Below are 21,108 nucleotides of genomic sequence, written 5' to 3'. Positions count from 1 at the left end.
CTTAGCGTAATTACTTAACTGGTTTGGTCAGAACCAGGTTTAGGTTTTCGGGATTGCGGCCGTAGTCCGTGGGGTTGTAGACATATGGAATGTCCGTGGACATGTGACAGAGTAAAGCGACCTTTTCAGGCAGCCCTCTCTTCCGATAGGTTTTTATTGCCTCATAGGAGCATTCCAGGGCAGTTGCCGCTTGGTAAGGACTATCGAAGTGCCTAATAACCTGTTCGGCAGCCTCAATACGCTCTCTAAGGCGTATTAGTTTAATACTGTTTTCCATGATTTCACCTATTCATCTCATCACAAAGGTATAGTTATACCGATAAAGCAAATTTATACCGAAACTATATCGATAGCAAAGTTTATTTAAGTTGAGTTACTTTTATACCTATGAATAAATATGAAACTCTCGGTGAACGCCTGCTAGCGCGACGTGAAGAACTTGGCATGACGCAAGAAACGCTTGCAGATAAGGCAGGGGTAACACGAATGGCGATCAGTAAAATTGAGCTTGGTGCTACACAAAAGCCCCGAGCGGATAATCTTTTTTCCTTAGCTAAGGCTTTAAAGGTAAACCCGAACTGGCTCGTTTCGGGAAAGGGTGATAAGGAGCTGGTGATGCCTGATCTTGTGGTGGATAACGCAACACCAGTAGACGTTTTAACAAGGGAAGTTCCATTGATTAGTTGGGTACAAGCAGGTTCATTTACTGAAGCAACTCTTCTCCCCAGAGAAGACTATGCTTACTACCCCTGCCCAGTGAAGTGCAGCCAACATTCATTCGCACTGAAAATTGAAGGTGAATCAATGTTGCCGCGGTTTGAGCCTGGGGACATTATTTATGTTGACCCTGAACTAATTGATCCACCAAGCGGAAAATATGTGATTGCTCGACTTAATGGCAACTTTGAAGCCACCTTTAAGCAGTTGCAGATCATGGATGGGCAGCATTATCTCAAGGCTTTAAATCCAGATTACCCCCCAGAGGCAAGATTTTTAAAAATTAATGGTGAATGTGAGTTAATCGGAACCGTTGTTTGCCATGTAAAAACAGTATAAAGGAATAATATTGTGTCATTTCTATCAGGCTTGTTTAAAGGAAAAAAACGCTCAAGAGATGATATCTGTGCGGCCATTCTTTCGTTTTGTTATGGAAATATGCTTAATCTTAGTAAAAGCAATCCCAAAGCTTTTGCGGAGACTTTTTACCAAGATCCAACTAAAAGCCTTAGAGCAAGAATATTTAGTTCAAGTCATTTTAGTGAATGGGAAACAACGCCGCTCGAATCTTTGTCCATGATAAAAGCGAAATTCATTCGAGCTAGAACTAATGAGCTATTTTTATTATTCGATTTTTCAGAAGTGTCTGGGATTTTCACCATTAATGATGGTAAAGCTATATGCCCTAGCTATGTAGGATTATTATTTGATCAATCAATAACTAAGCCACCAAGAGTGTACTTTCTTGAACCATCTGTGGAACCCGGTACAACAATGATAATCAAGGTTACGCATGATAGAGAGCGCTTTAATCTTGGCAATGGCCCATATAATACAGAGGCACATTTCATTGACTATGTACTATCTCTGTCTGATTGCGCAGATAAAAAGAATCAAGGAAACAACCTTGATCATATAGACGATGTAATCATGACGCAGTGCCATGAATATATAAAAATCATTGATGAATTGAATAACCTTCAAGAGGCAGAAAAAATTGTTTTCGCTAGAGGTTTTTATAATACATATAAAATATTTATCGATAAATATAAATCCATTGATAATTTCATTAATATGAGTGAACGGGAGAAAGATAATTTTCTTTCAAAATTAGATGATTACACTTTAAACATTAAAGAGATTGATTATGTGCTGTTTTTAGGTAGTAGGGCCTTGTTTTTATGCCTCCAGCCAATACCAAGTTTTGGCAGGGAAGTAACAGATAGAATGCTTTCCGTCATCGCTCCACTGATACCAGTGGACTGAATTCATCTTAGAATCACATGGCAGCCTCAAGGCTGCTTTTTTTGCTTAAAAATCAATGAAAAACCATAAAATACCGAAACTTTACCGAAAACTCTATTGCAAAAGTACCGGTATAGTTATACCTTTTGGCTATCCCAAGCGGATACGCTCTTTAAAAATCAGGTTAAGTTGCACACACCAACGGTCTGCATGTACCGGTGCGACGGCTACAGCTAAACATGAGGTTTACCAACATTGGAGGATACCAAGATGAAGTAACAGCGCGGATAGACCGCAGCAGCCGAAAGGCAGCAATCGCAGGATCATAAACTGCGCCCGAGTCTCAAGTCGTGAGCCAGCTTCGCATCTGGTTAGGGTTAATGAATAAAGTGGCGCCGGGGAAGCATCAGGACAGCCAATCCTGAACTGGTTATGGGCGGCCATAGGGCGGCATACGACTCAAGGGCATGAGCGCGGCCACTGCGAGAGTGTGGCTGGTTTTCTTTGGGGTGTGGTGAATGCGTAGGCTGATACGCAGGCGTAACGGGCCTAATGGTTGCTGGAAAAGACAGGCTGTAAGACAGGTCGTGTAAATACCCGGTAAGCCGTAGCAACCAACAAAGCAGGTGAAAATATTAACGTTTATCCCGTTCCGACGGTGGCGACTAACACCTGAATAGACAAGCCGGAGATCAGCGCCGGCCACCACACCACCAAAGCAAACCATAAGGACTGACCAATGACCAAGCCACGTAAAAAACGCCGCACTGCAAATGTACGCCAGTGCGTAGAGAACCTTCAGCGTATCACCCAGCGGAAAAGTGACCGTGTAACAAGGGCGGTTCAGGCTGCTGTAAGTTGTTATTCAATTACTGACTACCCTGCCCAACCTAAAAAACTGCGTTCAGTTAAAGCCAACGACGGTAGCGATCCAGATCGTTACGTTGGCTACTCCGCGGTCGGTCGCCAGAAAATGCGCGGCAGTAGCAAAATTCCACACGGCGTTTACTAAATACCTAAATCAAGCTCACTTCGGTGGGCTTTTTTTTCGCCTGAAAAGCGAGTTTTACGCCTCACCAGGGCAACCACAGCCACCTTCGGGTGGCTTTTTTATTTCATTTATGAGGTGTCAGATGGCCTGTAAGTGTTTTCAAGAAACCAAGAAAGCAATGGATAAAAAGTTGCGTGATGCCGTTGCGGACAACTGCGCAGAGGTTGATGAATCCGACTTTGACAACCGTGTCTTTATCTTCTCCAAAGGAGATTTCTGCAATGTCATGCTTGGTTACCGTTTTCGTTACCGCAAGCGCAAAAAAAATGGGGAACCGGAACAGCGTTGTACCAACGGCGACACCAATATTGCAATCAACTTTTGCCCGTTCTGCGGCACCAAGTTTGAGGGTAAGGCAGATGAGTAAATATTGTGACATGTGCGGCACTAACAAGCACGGCAGCAATCACTGCCCTAACTGCCAAGAAGAGGCATACATCTTCCATGAGCAATACATGAACCCGGACTATTTGGGTAATGGGGAAATGCTGGAACCACCCGCGCCAGACAGCGATTTCATGAGAAAAGTGAGAGATCAGCATGGGTGATGTGGGCGATCACTACAGGGATCTAAAACCCTTTCTAAAAGAGCGCCGTCGTAAAGCCCGTGATGGCGCATACGAGCGTATCAAGGCGTTTTTCATTAAGAACGGTGTTCAACTGGAAGAAGGAAGCAACACCTTAATCTTCCGTACACCGCTAGGCACCGTTTGTTACTACCCACCCAGCCAGAAAATGCAGCATAAAAACTTCTGGAAAGAATGCAGTCCGACCTTCTGCATGAACTATGTACTTAAACTAAGAGGACTCACCAATGACCATCAACATGAACCCCGTTAAATCATCTCAGATCCACAGCATCGGCCACGACCCAGTGACCAACACGCTGGCTATTCGCTTCAACGGTCGCGGCGACGCACCGGGCAATCTGTACCACTACAGCAACGTGAGCGCCGACGATTTCGCGGCGTTCTCTGGCGCTGACTCTGTAGGTAGTCACTTCTATCGCAATATCAAGCCTCACACCGACCGCTTCCCTTATCAGCGTATCAATGAAGAAAAGACGGAAGCGTAACTCAGTAGGCTTTCACCATGCGCCCCGCTCATCAGGGCGCATGAGTAAGTTTATTGGCAAAAAGCGAGGTTTCCGATGAACGAATACAACTACCAACGAATGCGGGAGGAAAGGCTTGAGCGGTATGAGAGCAAGTTGCATACCAACCCTATGGGAAAGGCGGTACTGGAAGAACGTATGGAATCACTGCGCCAAAACGTAAATTTTACCGTTCGCCTGAAGCAACTCATCGTATCCGAGAGTGTTTCTGGCATTGATAAGCGGCCAATTCTTCGATTAGTCAAATCAGCGGAAATGGCTGAATGTTTAGACGAGTTTCAGGAAAAACTGTTTTTCATAGCGGTGGCCACTGAGCGCATCAGTGAGCTCGACGCCGAAGAGAACAGCGTACCCGATGAATTTATCTGGTAGCCCAAAAAGAGAAAAGCCCCAGTTTGCACCGGGGCTATCCCGGTCAACAGCGACCAAACCGTTGACCATAAGGACTGACCAATGACCATAGTCATCAGCAGTTGATCGGGGACCAACCCAATCGCTAAGGAGTATACCGTGTCCGTAAAACATATCCAGTACCAACACCGCATTGGTAGCCACAACATCCATCATCATCAGAAGCACGGCGTGATATACCCGATCATTGTCACCCTCGCCGCTCTTTCTGCCTTGTCGTTAATTCTGTAATAAGGACTGACCATGACCAGCAACACTATAACCACGTCGACGCTGCCGCCAGCGGTGGCAAGTCTCGGCATTGATGAACCGACCTGGAGCGCACTGAAAAATAGTGTTTTCCCGGGAGCCAAAGAAGAGTCCATTATTCTGGCGGTCAATTACTGCCGCGCCCGCAGCCTCGACCCACTAATGAAGCCAGTTCATCTGGTGCCGATGAACGTTAAAGACTCTCAATCAGGGCAGTATGGGTGGCGTGATGTGGTCATGCCCGGCATAGGTCTGTATCGCATTCAGGCTGACCGATCCGGTAGTTACGCGGGAGCAAAAGAGCCGGAGTTCGGGCCAGATACCACCCAAAAGTTGGACAGCGTCGGAATCACCTTTCCCGCCTGGTGCAAATACACTGTCTACAAGCTGATGCCTGACGGTCACATAGTGGAATTTAGCGCCAAAGAATATTGGCTGGAGAACTACGCCACTGCCAGTAAGGACGCCAAAGCACCAAACGCGATGTGGAAACGCCGACCTTATGCGCAATTAGCAAAATGTGCAGAGGCACAGGCATTGCGTAAGGCATGGCCTGAAATCGGCCAGCAGCCCACAGCGGAGGAAATGGAAGGCAAAGATCTGGATTTCAACAATGCTCGGGATGTTACACCGAAGGCTGCAACATCTGAAACATTAGCCATTACCTATTATCCACAAGAGCGTTTCAACGCCAATTTGCCGCAATGGCAGCAGTTGATGGAAAGCGGCAAAAAATCTGCACAGCAGATTATTGATACCGCCAGCAGCAAATACACCCTTTCCGAAGAACAAATCCTCGCAGTCCGCGATTTGGAGCCAGTCAATGCACACAATTCATGATGTTCAACAGGGATCGCCTGAGTGGATCGCTCTACGTGCTAAGTATTTCACCGCCAGCGAAGCACCGGCCTGTATGGGCGAAAGCAAATATCAGACAAGAAACACGCTTCTTAACCTGAAAGCAACCGGCATTGCGCCGGAAGTGGGTGCCGCAACGCAGCGCTTATTCGACGCAGGACACGAAACCGAAGCTAAAGCTCGCACAATTCTGGAGGAAAGGCTTGGTGAAGACCTGTTCCCGATTGTCGCTACTCGTGACAATCTGTTGGCATCGGTAGACGGTATCGATATGTCGGAAACCACAGTGTTCGAGCACAAATTATTAAACAAAGATGTGGTTGCCATGATTGAGTCCGACGAACTAGCCCCACACTACTATTGGCAGCTAGAGCAGCAACTTTATGTAACCGGGGCTGAAAAAGCGCTATTCGTTTGCTCCGATGGTTCGGAAGAAAATTTCCATGTGTTGGAATACTGGCCAGTACCGGGAAGAATTGAAAAACTGCTAGCAGGCTGGGCACAGTTTGAACGAGATCTGGCCGTCTATGTTCCGTCTGAATCTCATCAAACCGTAGTCGCAGATCCAGTACAGGATCTGCCAGCAGTAACTGTTCAAGTTAACGGTCAGATTGAGGTACGAGAGAATTTCAAAATTTTCGAAGTGGCGCTACGCGACTTCATCGAGAATAAACTGATCAGAGAGCCGCAGACTGATCAGGATTTTGCCGATCTCGACCTGCAAATCAAGGCGATGAAAAAGGCCGAAGACACACTGAATGCTGCCGAATCCATGATGCTGGCGCAGATCCAAAGCGTGGATGAAGCAAAACGCCAGAAAGATATGCTTGCCAAATTGGTGCGCGACAATCGCCTTATGGCTGAAAAGCTACTCGCCAGTGAGAAAGAGCGTCGCCGCGCTGAGAAAGTGGTGGCGGCGCGTAAGGCCTTTTCTGCTCATATCTCCGAACTACAGAGAGAAATCAATGGTGTGTATTTAGATGCAGTAGCACCGGACTTTGTGGGGGCGGTCAAAGGCCTGAAAACCATGTCGAGCATTCAGGACAAGATCGACACGGCATTGGCGAATGGCAAAATAGCCGCCGATCAGCAAGCAACCGATTTGCGCACCAAATTGGGCTGGCTGGACACCAACGCCGCAGATTACCGCACGCTACTGGCTGACTTGCAACAATTGGTCGCCAAGCCATTCGATGATTTCAAACTGGCGGTAACAGCACGTATTGATGCGTATAAAAAGGCTGAAGATGCGCGGCTGGAAGCTGATCGTGAACGTATCCGCCAGGAAGAAACTGCGCGATTGGAGGCACAGCAGGCACAGCAGGCACAGCAGGCACAGCAGGCACAGCAGGCACAGCAGGCACAGCAGGCACAGCAGGCACAGCAGGCACAGCAAACGGTAACAGAGCCCCTTACACAAGTCGCACGTACACCGCTCTATCCACCGGGCACCATTAACTGGCCGAAAACGTTGGGCGAATCCACTCAAGTTGCCGTGAAACAGCCCGATCTCAATCTCTTGCTTGAACAACTGCTGGCAGATTTAGCCAGTGCCGACGTTAAAATCGCCAAAAGTACAGCTAAAAAGCTGCTAAATGCCGTCGCCAGCGACAATATCCGCCCGTTCACTCTCCGTAATTAATTCTTCCCCCTCTTTAATGGGGGATAGCATCAGGAAATCGTTATGACAACCACGACAACCGCCGCTGGCGTGTTGGAATCTTCCCTGCGCCCCGTTCGGGCGCAACTCGACTTAGCCATTGAGCAAACCACGGGGATCGTTCAGCGCTCTGTCGAAAGCGCGACGGTTTTGTTAGATCAAGCACAGGCCCTGTGCATCGAACAACTGAATAAAGAAGTCGATGACTACAACGCCATCATTGACCGACTGGAGGCTGCCGAAAACGACCTGACCACCAAAGCATTAGCGCTGACACAGGTTCAGGAACGTGTTGAAAGTGCAGAGCTGGCAGCCGCCGAAGCCACCGCAGAGCGTGATAGTGTCACAGCAAAATATAAGCTGGCCCTCACCGAAAAGGGGATGTTGGCAACTGAGCTTAATCAGTTGAAATCCTTAAACCCTGAGCGTCTTAAAGCACAACTGGCGCGCGTAAAAATCGATTTAAGCGATAGCCGAACGCTACGCGATCAGCAATTAACTGAAATCCGCCGGCTGAAGAAAGAACTGGCTGATAAAACCAGCAAGCTATCAACGATGGTTCAGCTCAACGATGAATTGAATCACGCGATCACTGATATGAGGGCGCGTCTACAGCGTGCTGATGGTGACGTTGAGCAACGCTATTGGCAGACCGCCAGCGGCACACAGTTCTATTTCTACACCTTCCAATGGGGATTACAGCTTTATTCCCCTGAATATGACGTAAAAATCCTGAACGATATCGACTGGCACCTTGAGATCCGCAGCACCATCGGTATCTGCATGATCGTGTCAGTGTCGGAATGGGCGGTGCCGATCTACCCCACCGTAGAAAACTTCAAAGACGCATGGCCGGAAGGCCTAACCGAAGCCGTTACCGCACGAATTCGTGAACTGCTGGAAGCAACGCATCCTCACTTAGTTCGTCGAGCTGAATGGGCGGAATCCGTGTTGGTCGGTTCGCTTCCGTTGAAAGAGCAGCACCTCGACCTACTCAGCGCAGCGGGCATTCACTCGCTGTTTGATGTGGTGCGCCGCACACCGGATGCGCTGGCCGAGAAAGTAAAAGGTTTTGGAATCAGCACGGCACGCCAGGTACATGCGAAATGCATAGGGTTGGTAAAGGATTGGGAATTGGCACAAAAACAGAGCGAGGCAGCGTGATGGAAGAAGAATTGAACCCTGTTGGCGTGCTGTTTAAGTCAGAAGACGATAAATGCAACTGGCTGCCTGTCATCATTTACCGTATGCGAACCCGATCATCAATACGCGTGGGTGAACCGTATAAACCGGAGCCTAAACCCATTTACACAGGCTATGGTCCCCAAAAACAACCACCAGCAACGCCGCGTATTGGCGCACGGCGCAATTACTCGTCATCCATCATGCTCGGCATCTATCAGTTACACCGCCGCGGCATCAACGAAAACGTGATCGCCAAAGATACCAGTATCCCGGTAGGCGATATCCGCAAACTGCTGGCGCACAAAACCCAAGTTCAGCGCAAACAGTGGCAACTGGCTCAGCAACTGCCGCTGCCATCTAAAGCGGTGATTTTGAATCGTTTGGGTAGGGAGGCTTGAGTGAAGGAACGGGGAATGATTTTTAACGGCGAAATGGTTCGCGCCATTCTTGATGGGCGCAAAACGCAGACGCGGCGGATTATTAAGCCGCAGCCGTTCGACCGTAGCCAATACCGCCGTGATCATCAGATAGAAATAATTTCAGGCCGTGCTGAAAACGGTGATGAAATTGATGGCTTGTACGCCTATACCAAAAGCACAGGTGGAACATGGGACGCTAAATGCCCATTCGGGCAACCCGGCGATCGGCTGTGGGTACGGGAGACTTCTGGCCTTCAAGTTCGCCGCGATGCCTTAGGCGGTACTGGTGAGTTTCGCGTGTATCGCGCCAGTAATCCTGATGCCATCAGGTACAAAACAGCAAGCGGGGAAACCGCTCCGATCAAATGGGTGCCATCAATCCACATGCCCCGTTACGCCAGTCGGATCACGCTGGAAATCACCGATGTTCGTGTTGAGCGGCTTAAACATATCCCACGTGATGGGATTATCGCAGAAGGATACCCAGCGGAACGAGCCATTGATGGCGGAGACTACGATCAATTCCTCTGGTATCGGGATTTATGGGAATCGATTTACGGCGTCGGAAGCTGGCAAGCCAACCCATGGATTTGGGTTATCGAATTTAAACAAATCAAATAAGTAAGGACTGACCAATGACCAATAACACCACTGAAGTAACCACCGTAAACGCTGCAAGCCTTGCGGTCGATATCGCCGCTCACTGTGCCGCGTTTGAAAAATCCGACGCGTATCAGCAAATGATCCAAGAGCATGTCGCAAAATTGTATGAAAAGGCCATCAAAGATACCTTCAGTTGGGGCACATTCCCCGATGCCGTTAGACGTGCGCTGCAATCAGCCCTCCCCGCCAATATCACCGATGTTGTCGATTTGCCACGTTATAACCTTCTGCTACTAAAAGAGCTGGCAACCCAGTGGGAGAAAGAAGCGGTATCTGACCAGTTAGTGTCGGAGATGCGCGAAAAAGTCGCCGCGTTTATCACAGAAAAACAGATCCCAAAATTCATTAAAGCGTCGGAACTATGGGCTGCGTTCATTGAAGACCATCAGGAAGCTGCTGCTCAGGAAGGATGGCAACGCCCTGAAGTACTAATGGAATACAGTGATTATGGCGGATTCCGCGTAGGGTTAGAGAAAGAGCAATTTGAAGAACGGAGTTGGTCGAGCGCCAAACGTAAAACTCATCCCTTTGAATTTAGTAACAACCTTTATTTGTCTGAAGCCGTCGAATATGAAAACGGACAGAAAAAAGCGATTACACACGATGGGGTTAAATGTTACAGCCTGTATTCAGGGAAATGTGACGGCGATATTCTCGGTAAGAAAGTTATCACCTTCTACACCCGCTTTGAAAAGCTGGTCGCAGCGCTTTACTACGGTGACAGCCTGTTAGTACTCGATCAGGACGACGCCGACGAGGTGTATTACCCCGGCGATTACTGATCGCTGTCAGCCCGCATTGAATTTCACCGCATCCGTTCTGTGATGCGGCTATCCCCTTTTCCAGCGAATAACGAAGGAGGCCGCCTTGTTCGGTCTATTTCTTTACGTCTGTTACACGTTCCAGCCCTGCCAATATGAACCGCAAGGCTGGGTTTATCCTGATCTGCAAAATTGTGAAGCTGATGTTAGGGCGCAAAAATTACCCAGATCTTATGAGTGCCTGCCAGTTGAAGCCGTTATACCCGCGGGAGGTGATTAATGCCCCCCCCAACGTCCAATTCTTGATATGTGCAGCGGGTCTCGCATGTTTTGGTTCGATAAAAGCGACAGCCGCGCTGTGTTTTCCGACATTCGCCGAGAGCGCCATGTCTTATGTGATGGGCGTAGTCTGGAAATTAACCCCGACGTTATCGCCGACTTCCGCGCCCTTCCCTTTGACGATGCTCAATTCTCCCTTGTCGTTTTCGATCCGCCCCACCTTCTACGCGCTGGCGAAAGCAGTTGGCTGCGTAAAAAGTACGGTGCATTAGACAGTGCAACATGGCGAGACGATTTGCGGGCCGGATTCAGTGAGGCATTTCGGGTACTGCGACCGCTCGGTACGCTGATCTTTAAATGGAATGAAACACAGATACCAGTTCGTGACGTGCTGGCACTAACCAATCAAAGGCCTGCATTCGGCCACTTATCAGGCAAACGCAGTAACACTCACTGGATTTGCTTTCTCAAAGGAGAGGATGAATGACGGACTTAAATAGAACCGTCACCGTAGCTCATGACGGCTATCCGGCCGTTGTGGGCATTTCCAGCGTTATCGGGACGGCACCGGATCGGCATGTGCGGTTCCGCGTGGAAATGCGCGGCAAGACGTTCCGGCAATTGGATTTCGGCGGGCATTGGGAACAGGCCGTATTCAACAAGAAGGGCTGGTACCGCGTGAAAAGTGCGATGTACCCCACCGCCGTTAAATCCCATTTCCGCCGTGTCACATCAACAATGCTACGGGAGTTGCTGGACGCGATTATCGCACTGCCGGCCGTGACCAGCGTTAATTGGGAGGAGTAGTGAAAGAACTGAAATTCTATGGCATGAGCGATGACCTCTTCGAATGTGACGACGCTATTCGCGAAGAAATCTGCGTGTACCGAAATCCCGGTATTTATCACCTCAAGTCATCCGAAGGGGAAATGCTAGTCGTTGCTTGTTATACGGATGCTGGCTGCTGGGCTATCGGCGTCGGACAAGTCAATGAAGATACGAAAATACCAGCGTGGCCTGCATCTTTCGGGCAGTGGGATAGCGGTTATAGCGCAGTTATGACCATTCAGGTTCCTGACGACACCTATATTGTTACAGGGGATAGCGATGAGTGATTTAAGCAAAGAAAGGCTGGAAGTATTACGCGACACCTTTATCGATATGGCTAGCGAAACGACAGACAAATTAGAAAGCGCGGGATGGAGTGACGCGGTAAAAGCTATCACCGAAGTGTTACAGCGACGTGAGGCGGCGAAAGAGCCTGCCTATTGGGTTTATGACACAAAATTCGGGTTGGATATATCGAAAGAAAAACCAGAATATGAGGAAAATACGGAACCGTATTTCCCTGTATTCAAGTCAGCAAGTCAGCCTTACGCGCTGCGGTCGGCTACGTTTGATGAAATTCGTGACACAGTAGCTGAGATGACTGGAGGAATCCCTGTTACATGGTGTGAGGGACAGAAAAAAGGTCATCACGAAGTACCATTTATGAATTTCAATTCGTTAGGGCGCATCGTGGATAAATTCCGAGCGTCAACATTCAATCATACGGGGGATTTACTTATCCAGCCTTACGTGGTGCCTGAAGAAGTCTTCTACGAAGGAAGAGAAGAAAAAGCGGCAGGATGGGGTACCAAAATCTATAGGAGCTACGACTATTGTGTTGGCTGGAACGCCTGCCGCGCCGCAATGCTCCAGCACCAACAACACAACGAACCACAAAATATTCCTGAAAATATTCCATGTCCGAAATGCGGTGGTCGTGGCACGTATCATTGCCCTCAAATGCTGGGATCGGTTGACTGCGAATGCACGTTAGCCAACCATCCCGAGCAACCGCTCGATATGGGCAACTATCCGGTAATTCCGGATGGTTACAAATTAGCACTTGTCCCAATGGAACATACAGAGGCCTTTCGTTCCGCATGTACTGCCGCATTTGAAGAGTTTAACCGTGGAACTGGCCCGTGTGGTGTATTCATCGCAGGTCACCGCGCAATGCTCGCTGCCGCTCCCCAGCCGATGCATATGAGTGAGGATTTATGAGCAAACAAACAGGCAAGCTAGCCTTTCCGGTTGAACGTCACGTAGCACACGCTTTAGCCCTGAAAAATGTTGGTTCAGAGGACGAAACGAAATACATCGCCGAAGTTAACAAACTGTGCTGCGGCATGACACTGCGTGATTATTTCGCAGCAAAGGCGATGCAGGGATGGCTATCATCCTACGGAATTGATGCAGTTCACCCAGTAATATCTGGAAACGCTAATGCGGCGGCCAAAAATGCATACGCATTAGCTGACGCCATGCTAAAGGCTCGGGAGGTTTAGCAGCCTTTAGCATGGAATTTAAACGACCAGCACGGATATGTTAATGATGACGAATAACCGAGCCGCCTAATCAGCGGCTTTTTTGTTTCCTAAATTTAGGAGGAGCATATGCCTCAATCATGGTCGGTTCCATTCCCGGAATCGAAAACTGAACATAATGGCTACCCTGTTTACTGGCGATATTTTGAAACCGTTCAGGAAGCAGGGATTGAAGTTATCGCCGAGCAATATATAGCCTTTCACCAGACCAATAGTTATGCCTTTCTGTGCCCTGCTCGCTGGGCTAAAGATTATGATATTGATCGGGATAAGGCACGATGGCTCGAGGGATGGAAAAAGAAAAATATGCGGTACGCGATCAAGAAAGTCGCAAAATCAGCAGAGCGATCTTTTGCTTTCCCATCACAGAAGTTGGCGTTAGAAAGCCTGCTACGCCGAAAAAAATATCATCTGGGACGCTTAAAGCAGGATATCGCCATTATCACTACCGTTGTTGAAGAAATGAAAAAGTTGGACTTGTCATCCCCTCAGATCGAATACAACTTCGGACATAACGCCGAAACGGAAAACTGGACCTTCCTCTAACCAAGCCCCTTCCTTACCCAGACCAAACGACCAAAATACGGGCGTGTCTTTGGCACGCCTTTTTTACAAGGACTGACCAATGGCGAGAATGCTTTTACTCAAAGAGTGGGCAATAGATGAATTTGGTGATGCAACGCCATCGCAAAATACATTAAATAAATATGCTCGGCACAAAATGATTTCCCCACCACCGCAAAAAGTCGGGCGTGAATGGATGGTGGAAAAAGATGCGCGTTTTATCGGCATGATCTCCGAACCCACAATAAATAAATCAGATAACCCACTACTGAAAAGGATTCTTTCAGATGGCCGGTAGACCCCGGAAACATAATATCAAAGTACAGAACCTATTTTGTTTTACCGATCCACGAACCAAGCGAGTTTATTGGCAATATAAACACCCTTTAACGGGTAAAAGGCACGGACTTGGAACAAATGAGGCTGAAGCTACCGCAATCGCAATAGAAGCCAACCTACGAATTAGCGAACAGCAGGTGAAACAGGCATTTGCTATCCGGGAAAGTACTCTGGCAATTTCAGGAAAAGGTATAACAGTAAGCGGTTGGTTGGAAAAATATAAAGCAATTCAAGACGAGAGATTGAAATCTGGCGACATCAGGCTCAATACCCACAAACAGCGAAATAAACCCGTATCCTTATTTAATCAGCACGCAGGAATGAAATTACTCACGGAGGTTGGGGCTAAAGATATTGCGGAAATTTTGGATGACTATAAAGCCAACGGACAATCACGCATGGCTCAGGTAGTTCGTTCCGTCCTCATTGATGTTTTCAAAGAGGCGCAGCATGCTGGCGAAGTTCCCCCTGGTTATAACCCTGCGCTTGCCACCAAGCAGCCACGTAAAAGAATTCAACGCCAGCGCTTGGATCTAAGCGAATGGCAGGCCATTTTTGACGTGGCCGATGCTCAGCATCAATATATGGGTAATGCCATGCTACTTGCTCTGGTGACAGCTCAGCGCTTAGGTGATATTGCCAACATGAAATTTTCAGATATCTGGGATGATCACCTACATGTTGTTCAAGAGAAAACGGGTGCCCGGGTTGCTATTCCACTATCACTGAAATCCAATGCCACAGGATGGACGCTACGCGATGTCATTGCACGGTGCAGAGATTACGTTGTCAGTCCCCATCTGGTTCACTTCTTTCGTTCCACCTCGCAAGCAGAGCGTGGCGCTGCCGTGGCATCCAGAACTATTACGATGCGATTCAGTGCAGCCAGGGATAAGACGGCGCTTGTGTGGGAAAACGGTACACCACCGACATTTCACGAACAGCGGTCATTAGCAGAGCGGCTTTATAGGGAGCAAGGTGGCGTCGATACTCGAATGCTTCTGGGGCATAAATCACAGCAGCAGACAGATAGCTACAACGACGACCGCGGTAAAGATTGGTTAACAATTCAGATTAAAGCAGGATGAGAGCCCATTATCAGACAGGTTATTTTTCACTCTATTTTACTGAGGAATTTTACTGAGATTTTACTGAATGGCTTTTTCGATGTTAAAAATCAGCGAGAGCAAAGCGCCCCCGCCGATCAATGTGATAACAGTAAGATTACATGTTATCGATGATGTCCTGCGCAAACTCGCTACATTTGCGCAGCTTAGCGCCTTCCATCAGACGTTCGAAATCGTAAGTCACTGTCTTGTTCTTGATAGCGCCTTCAACGCCCTTAACAATCAGGTCAGCCGCTTCGAACCATTGCAGGTGACGCAGCATCATTTCAGCAGACAGAATAACGGAACCTGGGTTCACTTTATCCTGACCCGCATATTTCGGTGCAGTACCGTGCGTGGCTTCAAACAGTGCACATTCGTCACCGATGTTTGCGCCCGGAGCAATACCGATACCGCCAACCTGTGCCGCCAGTGCATCAGAAATGTAGTCACCGTTCAGGTTCATACAGGCGATCACGTCATATTCAGCAGGACGCAGCAGGATTTGTTGCAGGAATGCATCGGCGATGACGTCTTTTACAACGATCTCTTTACCCGTGTTCGGGTTCTTGATCTTCATCCACGGGCCGCCATCGATCAGCTCACCGCCGAATTCTTCACGCGCTAACTGGTAACCCCAGTCTTTAAACGCGCCTTCGGTGAATTTCATGATGTTGCCTTTGTGTACCAGCGTGAGGGAATCACGATCGTTGGTAATCGCGTATTCGATCGCAGCGCGAACCAGACGCTTGGTACCTTCTTCGGAACACGGCTTCACGCCGATACCACACTGCTCAGGGAAACGGATTTTGCTAACGCCCATTTCTTCGCGCAGGAATTTGATCACTTTGTCTGCTTCAGCAGAACCCGCTTTCCATTCAATACCTGCATAGATGTCTTCGGCGTTTTCACGGAAGATCACCATGTCGGTCAGCTCAGGCTGTTTAACCGGGCTAGGTGTACCTTCGTAGTAGCGTACCGGACGCAGGCAAACATACAGATCCAGTTGTTGGCGCAGTGCAACGTTCAGAGAACGAATACCACCGCCGACTGGCGTTGTCAGCGGGCCTTTAATCGCCACACGGTATTCACGGATCAGATCCAGCGTCTCGTCTGGCAGCCAGACATCTTTACCGTAAACTTGCGTGGATTTCTCACCCGTGTAGATCTCCATCCAGGAAATCGCGCGCTTGCCCTGATAGGCTTTTTTCACGGCAGCGTCTACTACGTTGATCATGGCTGGCGTTACATCGATACCAATGCCGTCACCTTCGATAAACGGGATAACCGGATTGTTAGGAACAACCAGCTTGCCTTGAGCATCAACCGTGATTTTCTGACCTTCTGTCGGTACCACTACTTTGCTTTCCATTAACCTCTCCTTCGAGCGCAATTTTGTTAATGACTTGTAAGATGCGTGTCAATACTACTTGAATATTTAGCCCGCGCCAATCGCAAACCATTTCGAGTATAATGCTTTTGTTATCCGCGACTATAAAGATGATGAATAAATTCCCTGTTAAAAATCACAAAGTTAAACGATTCAGCTCACAACCGGTAAGAAAACGGCTGCCTGACAACGCACCGCGTCGAATCGTTCTGTTCAATAAACCCTTCGATGTCCTGCCACAATTCACAGACGAAGGTGGACGCCACACGCTGAAAGATTACATTCCGATTAGCGGTATTTATGCCGCCGGGCGTCTGGACCGCGACAGCGAAGGCCTGATGATTCTCACCAATGACGGCAAGCTTCAAGCGCAGCTAACTCAGCCAACGAAAAAAACGGCCAAAATTTACTATGTGCAAGTTGAAGGCATTCCTGATGAGGCCGCACTGACGCGCTTTCGCTCCGGTCTAGAGTTGAATGACGGCAAAACGCTGCCCGCGGGTGCGGAGATCGTACCTGAACCTGGCTGGCTGTGGCCGCGCAATCCGCCCATACGCGAACGTAAAAGCATTCCCGACTGCTGGTTAAAAATCACGCTGCATGAAGGCCGTAATCGGCAAGTCCGTCGCATGACGGCAAATATCGGGTATCCTACCCTGCGTCTGATTCGATACGGTATGGCCAACCAAACCGTAGAAAACCTGTTACCCGGAGAATGGAAGGAGATAGCGGATGTTTAAACCCCATGTGACAGTCGCCTGTGTGGTACAGGCCGAAAACCATTTTCTGGTCGTCGAAGAGTTAATTAACGACAAATTATTATGGAACCAACCCGCAGGTCATTTGGAAGCCGACGAAACACTGATTAAGGCGGCGAGCCGTGAGCTATGGGAAGAGACGGGCATTCAGGCCGCGCCGCAAAGTTTCTTGCGCCTCCATCAATGGATTGCTCCAGACAACACACCGTTTTTACGCTTTTGCTTCGCACTCGATCTGCCTCGGCGGGTCGACACCCAGCCGCACGACAGTGACATCGAATGCTGTCGCTGGGTGACCGCAGAGGAAATTTTGCATTCTCGCCAGCTTCGTTCACCGCTGGTGGCAGAAAGTATTCGCTGCTATCAGCAGTCAGAACGCTATCCGTTAACCGTATTAGGTGCATTCAACTGGCCCTTTTAAAGATTTAGCTATTCTTGCCATATTCGGGCTAACCACCACGCGGCAGGAATAGCGATGCAGCGCTCGGTTCAACATGCTAAAATATGGCGCTTGTTTTTCGCATCAATGCACCAGTAAATTTCAGTTCGTGAGACTCCCATGTCAGATAACAGCCAGAAAAAAGTGATTGTCGGTATGTCCGGCGGTGTTGATTCCTCCGTTTCCGCTTACCTGTTACAGCAACAGGGCTATCATGTTGAAGGCCTGTTCATGAAGAACTGGGAAGAGGACGACGACACGGAATATTGCTCAGCGGCCACGGATCTTGCCGATGCGCAGGCCGTTTGCGACAAGCTGGGTATCGAACTCCATACCGTCAATTTTGCCGCTGAATATTGGGACAACGTGTTTGAACTCTTCCTTGAAGAATATAAAGCGGGCCGTACCCCCAATCCCGATATTCTGTGCAATAAAGAAATCAAATTCAAAGCCTTCCTGGAGTTCGCTGCTGAGGATCTCGGGGCGGACTATATCGCGACGGGCCACTATGTCCGTCGTCACGATGTTGACGGCAAAAGCCGCTTGCTTCGCGGCATGGACGGCAACAAAGACCAGAGCTATTTTCTTTATACGCTAAGCCATGAACAGATTGCACAGAGTCTGTTCCCCGTCGGCGAACTGGAAAAGCCACAGGTCCGTAAGATCGCCGAAGAGCTTGAACTGGCCACCGCGAAGAAGAAGGACTCTACCGGTATTTGCTTCATCGGCGAGCGCAAATTCACCGATTTTCTGGCGCGCTATCTGCCCGCACAGCCCGGCCCGATTCTCTCTGTCGACGACAATAAACCGATGGGACAACATCAGGGGCTGATGTACCACACGCTGGGGCAACGCAAAGGGCTGGGTATTGGCGGCGTCAAAGACGGCGGCGAAGATCCCTGGTACGTGGTGGATAAAGATGTCGCCAACAACATTCTGTATGTCGCGCAGGGTCACGAACACCCTCGCCTGATGTCGTACGGCTTAATCGCACAGCAGTTACACTGGGTCGATCGCCAACCGCTGACCGCTGAATTACGCTGCACGGTAAAAACTCGTTATCGTCAGGCGGATATCCCCTGCACCGTCACCCCACTTGGCGACGATCGCATTACCGTACGTTTTGATGAGCCCGTCGCTGCCGTAACGCCAGGCCAATCCGCTGTCTTTTATCTGGACGACGTTTGCCTTGGTGGCGGCATCATCGAAGAACGCTTACAGGAGTAACCGTGGCTAAGAATTATTATGAAATTACGCTGGCGCTAGCGGGCGTTTGCCAATCGGCGCATTTAGTCCAGCAGTTGGCCCACACGGGGAACTGTAATAACGATGTGCTGCATACCTCACTGAACAGCGTGTTGAACCTCAATCCAGCGTCCACGTTAGCCGTTTACGGTAATGACGAGCAAAACTTGAAAGTTGGGCTGGAAACACTGCTGGGTATTCTGAATACCAGCAGCAATAAAGGTATTGGTGCAGAATTATCACGCTATGCCTTCAGTCTGATCGCGTTAGAACGCAAGCTGAATGCAAAATCTGCTGCGCTTGACGAATTGGGTAAGCGCATCGGGCAGTTGGAACGACAACTGGAGCATTTTGAGCTACTTTCCGAAACGATTGTTAGCGCGCTGGCCGCGATTTACGTGGATGTCATCAGTACATTGGGGCCACGTATTCAGGTTACCGGTTCACCGGAAGTGCTAAAGAATAGTCAGGTGCAGGCTAAAGTACGTGCCGCGCTGCTGGCCGGTATCCGCTCTACGGTGCTCTGGCAACAGATTGGCGGCGGGCGCTTGCAGTTGATGTTCTCACGCAGCCAACTGGTCAAAGAAGCGAAACAGATATTGGCGCGTTGCCCATCTGTTTGATGGTATTCTTGCCGTTATAGCTGACGCTGGTGTGATTAACGCCAGCGTTGCAATACTCGATTTTGTATTAAAACTGGCTGGATAAAGATTAGCCCGTTGTTGAAACTCGTTATTATCGAAACTACATGATGTTCTTAAAAACTGCGTGTACTTAAAGCCACGTGTTCTTAAAACCAATTGTTCTTAAAATAATTGTTATTGAAACCAATCTCAGGAGTTGCTTGCGATGGAATTATCCTCACTGACCGCCGTTTCCCCTATTGATGGACGCTACGGCGATAAAGTCAGCACGTTGCGCACCATTTTCAGCGAATTCGGTTTGCTGAAATTCCGTGTGCAGGTTGAAGTACGTTGGCTGCAAAAACTGGCAGCCTGTGCAGAGATCCAGGAAGTTCCTGCATTTGACGCTGACGCAAACGCTTTCCTTGATAAAATTGTCGCCGAATTCAACGAAGAAGATGCAGCACGCATTAAAACTATTGAACGTACGACCAACCACGATGTGAAAGCCGTTGAATACTTTCTGAAAGAGAAAGTCGCCGCGATTCCTGCCCTGCATGCCGTCAACGAATTCATCCACTTCGCCTGTACGTCAGAAGATATCAACAACCTGTCTCACGCGCTGATGCTGGATACTGCTCGCCGCGACGTCATCCTGCCGCACTGGCGCCAAATGATTGATGCGCTGAAAAATCTGGCACAGGAATACCGTGATATACCTCTGCTTTCACGTACACACGGTCAGCCAGCCACCCCTTCAACCATCGGTAAAGAGTTCGCTAACGTGGCTTACCGTATGGAACGCCAGTATCGTCAACTACAGCAGGTTGAGATTCTGGGTAAAATTAATGGTGCCGTCGGCAACTATAACGCCCATCTGGCAGCCTACCCGGAAGTCGACTGGCACCAGTTCAGCGAAAGCTTTGTCACCTCACTAGGTATCAACTGGAACCCGTACACCACACAGATCGAACCGCACGATTATATCGCTGAGCTGTTCGACTGCATCGCGCGTTTCAACACCATTTTGATCGACTTTGACCGTGATATCTGGGGCTACATCGCACTGAATCACTTCAAACAAAAAACCATTGCGGGCGAAATCGGTTCCTCTACCATGCCGCACAAGGTTAACCCGATTGACTTCGAAAACTCGGAAGGCAATCTGGGGCTGGCGAACGCCGTACTGGCGCACCTGGCAAGCAAACTGCCGATTTCTCGCTGGCAGCGTGACCTCACTGACTCTACGGTGCTACGTAATCTGGGCGTGGGCGTAGGCTATGCGCTAATTGCCTATCAGGCCACGATGAAAGGCATCAGCAAACTGGAAGTGAACCGCGATCGTCTGGCTGATGAACTGGATCATAACTGGGAAGTATTGGCTGAGCCTATCCAGACCGTGATGCGCCGCTACGGGATTGAAAAGCCTTACGAGAAACTGAAAGAGCTGACGCGCGGCAAGCGCATTGACGCGGCAGGCATTCAGGCATTTATCGATGGTCTGGAATTACCAGAAGCGGAAAAAACGCGTCTGAAAGCGATGACGCCAGCTAACTATATTGGCCGCGCTATCGCTATGGTTGATGACCTGAAATAAACGTTTTCAGGCAGTATGTCGTACTCTCTCTGGCGGGTGTCCTGCCCGCCAGTTTTCCATAAC

At 49.0% G+C, this 21,108-nt stretch carries 30 protein-coding genes; 28 read left to right on the top strand and 2 right to left on the bottom strand.

The annotated features are described in order from the left end of the window. Positions 1–10: 10 nt before the first annotated feature. Positions 11–277, bottom strand: a complete 267-nt coding sequence (locus tag KP22_RS03890) for a hypothetical protein (RefSeq protein WP_052012463.1) — start codon at positions 275–277, stop codon at positions 11–13. A 110-nt stretch (positions 278–387) separates the two neighbouring features. Here KP22_RS03890 and KP22_RS03885 point away from each other — a divergent pair, with 110 nt between their 5' ends. The 23 genes from KP22_RS03885 (at position 388) to KP22_RS03780 (ending at position 14,975) form a co-directional block, all read left to right on the top strand. Continuing rightward, positions 388–1,056 (top strand): LexA family protein, encoded by a 669-nt coding sequence (locus KP22_RS03885; protein WP_039322512.1) that lies wholly within the window; start codon positions 388–390, stop codon positions 1,054–1,056. Positions 1,057–1,068: 12 nt separating this feature from the next. Beyond that, complete coding sequence (locus KP22_RS03880; protein ID WP_039322509.1) at positions 1,069–1,983, top strand: hypothetical protein; 915 nt, start codon at positions 1,069–1,071, stop codon at positions 1,981–1,983. Between the two features lie 718 nt (positions 1,984–2,701). Next, positions 2,702–2,974, top strand: a complete 273-nt coding sequence (locus KP22_RS03875; protein ID WP_039322507.1) for a hypothetical protein — start codon at positions 2,702–2,704, stop codon at positions 2,972–2,974. Between the two features lie 157 nt (positions 2,975–3,131). After that, positions 3,132–3,380 carry a hypothetical protein gene (locus KP22_RS03870; RefSeq protein WP_039323429.1) on the top strand — a complete coding sequence of 83 codons (249 nt, stop codon included), beginning with the start codon at positions 3,132–3,134 and terminating at the stop codon, positions 3,378–3,380. Beyond that, positions 3,373–3,561 (top strand): hypothetical protein, encoded by a 189-nt coding sequence (locus tag KP22_RS03865; protein ID WP_039322505.1) that lies wholly within the window; start codon positions 3,373–3,375, stop codon positions 3,559–3,561. Before KP22_RS03870 ends, KP22_RS03865 begins: the two co-directional genes overlap by 8 nt. After that, positions 3,554–3,853, top strand: coding sequence for a hypothetical protein (locus tag KP22_RS03860; RefSeq protein ID WP_039322503.1), 300 nt, complete (start codon positions 3,554–3,556; stop codon positions 3,851–3,853). The genes KP22_RS03865 and KP22_RS03860 overlap by 8 nt, the downstream gene beginning before the upstream one ends. Beyond that, positions 3,828–4,088: a KTSC domain-containing protein gene (locus tag KP22_RS03855; protein ID WP_039322500.1), complete on the top strand. Its 261-nt coding sequence runs from the start codon at positions 3,828–3,830 to the stop codon at positions 4,086–4,088. Before KP22_RS03860 ends, KP22_RS03855 begins: the two co-directional genes overlap by 26 nt. A gap of 75 nt (positions 4,089–4,163) precedes the next feature. Further along, positions 4,164–4,499 (top strand): hypothetical protein, encoded by a 336-nt coding sequence (locus tag KP22_RS03850; RefSeq protein WP_039322497.1) that lies wholly within the window; start codon positions 4,164–4,166, stop codon positions 4,497–4,499. A gap of 138 nt (positions 4,500–4,637) precedes the next feature. Next, positions 4,638–4,769, top strand: a complete 132-nt coding sequence (locus KP22_RS22865; protein WP_280513124.1) for a hypothetical protein — start codon at positions 4,638–4,640, stop codon at positions 4,767–4,769. 12 nt (positions 4,770–4,781) lie between these two features. Further along, positions 4,782–5,627 (top strand): phage recombination protein Bet, encoded by an 846-nt coding sequence (bet, locus tag KP22_RS03845; RefSeq protein ID WP_039322494.1) that lies wholly within the window; start codon positions 4,782–4,784, stop codon positions 5,625–5,627. Next, the gene (locus KP22_RS22615) at positions 5,611–7,287 is read left to right on the top strand and encodes a lambda-exonuclease family protein (protein ID WP_052012461.1); all 1,677 of its coding nucleotides are present in this window, start codon (positions 5,611–5,613) and stop codon (positions 7,285–7,287) included. Before bet ends, KP22_RS22615 begins: the two co-directional genes overlap by 17 nt. 42 nt (positions 7,288–7,329) lie before the next feature. Then, positions 7,330–8,469 carry a hypothetical protein gene (locus KP22_RS03835; protein ID WP_039322492.1) on the top strand — a complete coding sequence of 380 codons (1,140 nt, stop codon included), beginning with the start codon at positions 7,330–7,332 and terminating at the stop codon, positions 8,467–8,469. Continuing rightward, positions 8,469–8,888 (top strand): hypothetical protein, encoded by a 420-nt coding sequence (locus KP22_RS03830; RefSeq protein WP_039322489.1) that lies wholly within the window; start codon positions 8,469–8,471, stop codon positions 8,886–8,888. Before KP22_RS03835 ends, KP22_RS03830 begins: the two co-directional genes overlap by 1 nt. A gap of 15 nt (positions 8,889–8,903) precedes the next feature. Then, the gene (locus tag KP22_RS03825; RefSeq protein WP_039322486.1) at positions 8,904–9,530 is read left to right on the top strand and encodes a hypothetical protein; all 627 of its coding nucleotides are present in this window, start codon (positions 8,904–8,906) and stop codon (positions 9,528–9,530) included. A 14-nt stretch (positions 9,531–9,544) separates the two neighbouring features. Continuing rightward, a complete protein-coding gene (locus tag KP22_RS22610) occupies positions 9,545–10,354 on the top strand; it encodes a hypothetical protein (protein WP_209428687.1) in 810 nt (269 codons plus the stop codon). Positions 10,355–10,658: 304 nt separating this feature from the next. Then, a complete protein-coding gene (locus KP22_RS03815) occupies positions 10,659–11,099 on the top strand; it encodes a class I SAM-dependent methyltransferase (RefSeq protein WP_244879999.1) in 441 nt (146 codons plus the stop codon). Then, positions 11,096–11,419 (top strand): hypothetical protein, encoded by a 324-nt coding sequence (locus KP22_RS03810; RefSeq protein WP_039322481.1) that lies wholly within the window; start codon positions 11,096–11,098, stop codon positions 11,417–11,419. The genes KP22_RS03815 and KP22_RS03810 overlap by 4 nt, the downstream gene beginning before the upstream one ends. After that, positions 11,419–11,727, top strand: a complete 309-nt coding sequence (locus tag KP22_RS03805; protein WP_039322478.1) for a hypothetical protein — start codon at positions 11,419–11,421, stop codon at positions 11,725–11,727. Before KP22_RS03810 ends, KP22_RS03805 begins: the two co-directional genes overlap by 1 nt. Beyond that, entirely contained in the window at positions 11,720–12,661 is a 942-nt protein-coding gene (locus tag KP22_RS03800; protein WP_039322474.1) for a hypothetical protein, read from the top strand. The genes KP22_RS03805 and KP22_RS03800 overlap by 8 nt, the downstream gene beginning before the upstream one ends. Next, positions 12,658–12,945, top strand: a complete 288-nt coding sequence (locus KP22_RS03795; protein WP_039322471.1) for a hypothetical protein — start codon at positions 12,658–12,660, stop codon at positions 12,943–12,945. The genes KP22_RS03800 and KP22_RS03795 overlap by 4 nt, the downstream gene beginning before the upstream one ends. A 108-nt stretch (positions 12,946–13,053) precedes the next feature. Then, on the top strand, positions 13,054–13,530 hold the full coding sequence (locus tag KP22_RS03790) for a hypothetical protein (RefSeq protein ID WP_039322468.1): 477 nt from the start codon (positions 13,054–13,056) through the stop codon (positions 13,528–13,530). A 79-nt stretch (positions 13,531–13,609) separates the two neighbouring features. Then, on the top strand, positions 13,610–13,846 hold the full coding sequence (locus KP22_RS03785; RefSeq protein WP_039322465.1) for an excisionase: 237 nt from the start codon (positions 13,610–13,612) through the stop codon (positions 13,844–13,846). After that, a complete protein-coding gene (locus KP22_RS03780) occupies positions 13,836–14,975 on the top strand; it encodes a site-specific integrase (protein WP_039322461.1) in 1,140 nt (379 codons plus the stop codon). The genes KP22_RS03785 and KP22_RS03780 overlap by 11 nt, the downstream gene beginning before the upstream one ends. A 136-nt stretch (positions 14,976–15,111) precedes the next feature. On the opposite strand, the gene icd is transcribed toward KP22_RS03780, so the two are convergent. Then, positions 15,112–16,365 carry an NADP-dependent isocitrate dehydrogenase gene (gene icd / locus KP22_RS03775; protein WP_039300335.1) on the bottom strand — a complete coding sequence of 418 codons (1,254 nt, stop codon included), beginning with the start codon at positions 16,363–16,365 and terminating at the stop codon, positions 15,112–15,114. 101 nt (positions 16,366–16,466) lie between these two features. On the opposite strand from icd, the gene rluE reads away from it, so the two are divergent. The 5 genes from rluE to purB all read left to right on the top strand — a co-directional run bounded on the left by rluE (position 16,467) and on the right by purB (position 21,045). Next, entirely contained in the window at positions 16,467–17,123 is a 657-nt protein-coding gene (rluE, locus tag KP22_RS03770) for a 23S rRNA pseudouridine(2457) synthase RluE (RefSeq protein WP_039322459.1), read from the top strand. Beyond that, positions 17,116–17,562 (top strand): NUDIX hydrolase, encoded by a 447-nt coding sequence (locus KP22_RS03765; protein ID WP_039300342.1) that lies wholly within the window; start codon positions 17,116–17,118, stop codon positions 17,560–17,562. The genes rluE and KP22_RS03765 overlap by 8 nt, the downstream gene beginning before the upstream one ends. Positions 17,563–17,700: 138 nt before the next feature. Further along, entirely contained in the window at positions 17,701–18,807 is a 1,107-nt protein-coding gene (gene mnmA / locus KP22_RS03760; RefSeq protein ID WP_010275749.1) for a tRNA 2-thiouridine(34) synthase MnmA, read from the top strand. Between the two features lie 2 nt (positions 18,808–18,809). Further along, positions 18,810–19,448: a high frequency lysogenization protein HflD gene (hflD, locus tag KP22_RS03755; protein WP_039322456.1), complete on the top strand. Its 639-nt coding sequence runs from the start codon at positions 18,810–18,812 to the stop codon at positions 19,446–19,448. 226 nt (positions 19,449–19,674) lie between these two features. Then, positions 19,675–21,045, top strand: a complete 1,371-nt coding sequence (gene purB / locus KP22_RS03750) for an adenylosuccinate lyase (RefSeq protein WP_039300348.1) — start codon at positions 19,675–19,677, stop codon at positions 21,043–21,045. The last annotated feature ends 63 nt before the right edge of the window (positions 21,046–21,108 follow it).

It is taken from the genome of Pectobacterium betavasculorum (assembly GCF_000749845.1).
GTDB lineage: Bacteria > Pseudomonadota > Gammaproteobacteria > Enterobacterales > Enterobacteriaceae > Pectobacterium > Pectobacterium betavasculorum.
The sequence above is the reverse complement of the archived record's forward strand: the minus strand, read 5'-3'. Positions and strand labels throughout refer to the sequence as shown.

Excerpts from the sequence above, each read along its gene's own strand:
- KP22_RS03870 (WP_039323429.1), top strand. The coding sequence starts at position 3,132 with ATGGATAAAAAGTTGCGTGATGCCGTTGCGGACAACTGCGCAGAGGTT.
- KP22_RS03810 (WP_039322481.1), top strand. The coding sequence starts at position 11,096 with ATGACGGACTTAAATAGAACCGTCACCGTAGCTCATGACGGCTATCCG.
- KP22_RS03825 (WP_039322486.1), top strand. The coding sequence starts at position 8,904 with ATGATTTTTAACGGCGAAATGGTTCGCGCCATTCTTGATGGGCGCAAA.
- KP22_RS03885 (WP_039322512.1), top strand. The coding sequence starts at position 388 with ATGAATAAATATGAAACTCTCGGTGAACGCCTGCTAGCGCGACGTGAA.
- bet (WP_039322494.1), top strand. The coding sequence starts at position 4,782 with ATGACCAGCAACACTATAACCACGTCGACGCTGCCGCCAGCGGTGGCA.
- KP22_RS03785 (WP_039322465.1), top strand. The coding sequence starts at position 13,610 with ATGGCGAGAATGCTTTTACTCAAAGAGTGGGCAATAGATGAATTTGGT.
- rluE (WP_039322459.1), top strand. The coding sequence starts at position 16,467 with ATGCTTTTGTTATCCGCGACTATAAAGATGATGAATAAATTCCCTGTT.
- KP22_RS03815 (WP_244879999.1), top strand. The coding sequence starts at position 10,659 with ATGTTTTGGTTCGATAAAAGCGACAGCCGCGCTGTGTTTTCCGACATT.
- KP22_RS03795 (WP_039322471.1), top strand. The coding sequence starts at position 12,658 with ATGAGCAAACAAACAGGCAAGCTAGCCTTTCCGGTTGAACGTCACGTA.
- KP22_RS03890 (WP_052012463.1), bottom strand. The coding sequence starts at position 277 with ATGGAAAACAGTATTAAACTAATACGCCTTAGAGAGCGTATTGAGGCT.
- KP22_RS03830 (WP_039322489.1), top strand. The coding sequence starts at position 8,469 with ATGGAAGAAGAATTGAACCCTGTTGGCGTGCTGTTTAAGTCAGAAGAC.
- KP22_RS03800 (WP_039322474.1), top strand. The coding sequence starts at position 11,720 with ATGAGTGATTTAAGCAAAGAAAGGCTGGAAGTATTACGCGACACCTTT.
- mnmA (WP_010275749.1), top strand. The coding sequence starts at position 17,701 with ATGTCAGATAACAGCCAGAAAAAAGTGATTGTCGGTATGTCCGGCGGT.
- icd (WP_039300335.1), bottom strand. The coding sequence starts at position 16,365 with ATGGAAAGCAAAGTAGTGGTACCGACAGAAGGTCAGAAAATCACGGTT.
- KP22_RS22615 (WP_052012461.1), top strand. The coding sequence starts at position 5,611 with ATGCACACAATTCATGATGTTCAACAGGGATCGCCTGAGTGGATCGCT.
- KP22_RS03765 (WP_039300342.1), top strand. The coding sequence starts at position 17,116 with ATGTTTAAACCCCATGTGACAGTCGCCTGTGTGGTACAGGCCGAAAAC.
- KP22_RS03860 (WP_039322503.1), top strand. The coding sequence starts at position 3,554 with ATGGGTGATGTGGGCGATCACTACAGGGATCTAAAACCCTTTCTAAAA.
- KP22_RS03855 (WP_039322500.1), top strand. The coding sequence starts at position 3,828 with ATGACCATCAACATGAACCCCGTTAAATCATCTCAGATCCACAGCATC.
- purB (WP_039300348.1), top strand. The coding sequence starts at position 19,675 with ATGGAATTATCCTCACTGACCGCCGTTTCCCCTATTGATGGACGCTAC.
- KP22_RS03850 (WP_039322497.1), top strand. The coding sequence starts at position 4,164 with ATGAACGAATACAACTACCAACGAATGCGGGAGGAAAGGCTTGAGCGG.
- KP22_RS22610 (WP_209428687.1), top strand. The coding sequence starts at position 9,545 with ATGACCAATAACACCACTGAAGTAACCACCGTAAACGCTGCAAGCCTT.
- KP22_RS03790 (WP_039322468.1), top strand. The coding sequence starts at position 13,054 with ATGCCTCAATCATGGTCGGTTCCATTCCCGGAATCGAAAACTGAACAT.
- KP22_RS03780 (WP_039322461.1), top strand. The coding sequence starts at position 13,836 with ATGGCCGGTAGACCCCGGAAACATAATATCAAAGTACAGAACCTATTT.
- KP22_RS03865 (WP_039322505.1), top strand. The coding sequence starts at position 3,373 with ATGAGTAAATATTGTGACATGTGCGGCACTAACAAGCACGGCAGCAAT.
- KP22_RS03875 (WP_039322507.1), top strand. The coding sequence starts at position 2,702 with ATGACCAAGCCACGTAAAAAACGCCGCACTGCAAATGTACGCCAGTGC.
- KP22_RS03835 (WP_039322492.1), top strand. The coding sequence starts at position 7,330 with ATGACAACCACGACAACCGCCGCTGGCGTGTTGGAATCTTCCCTGCGC.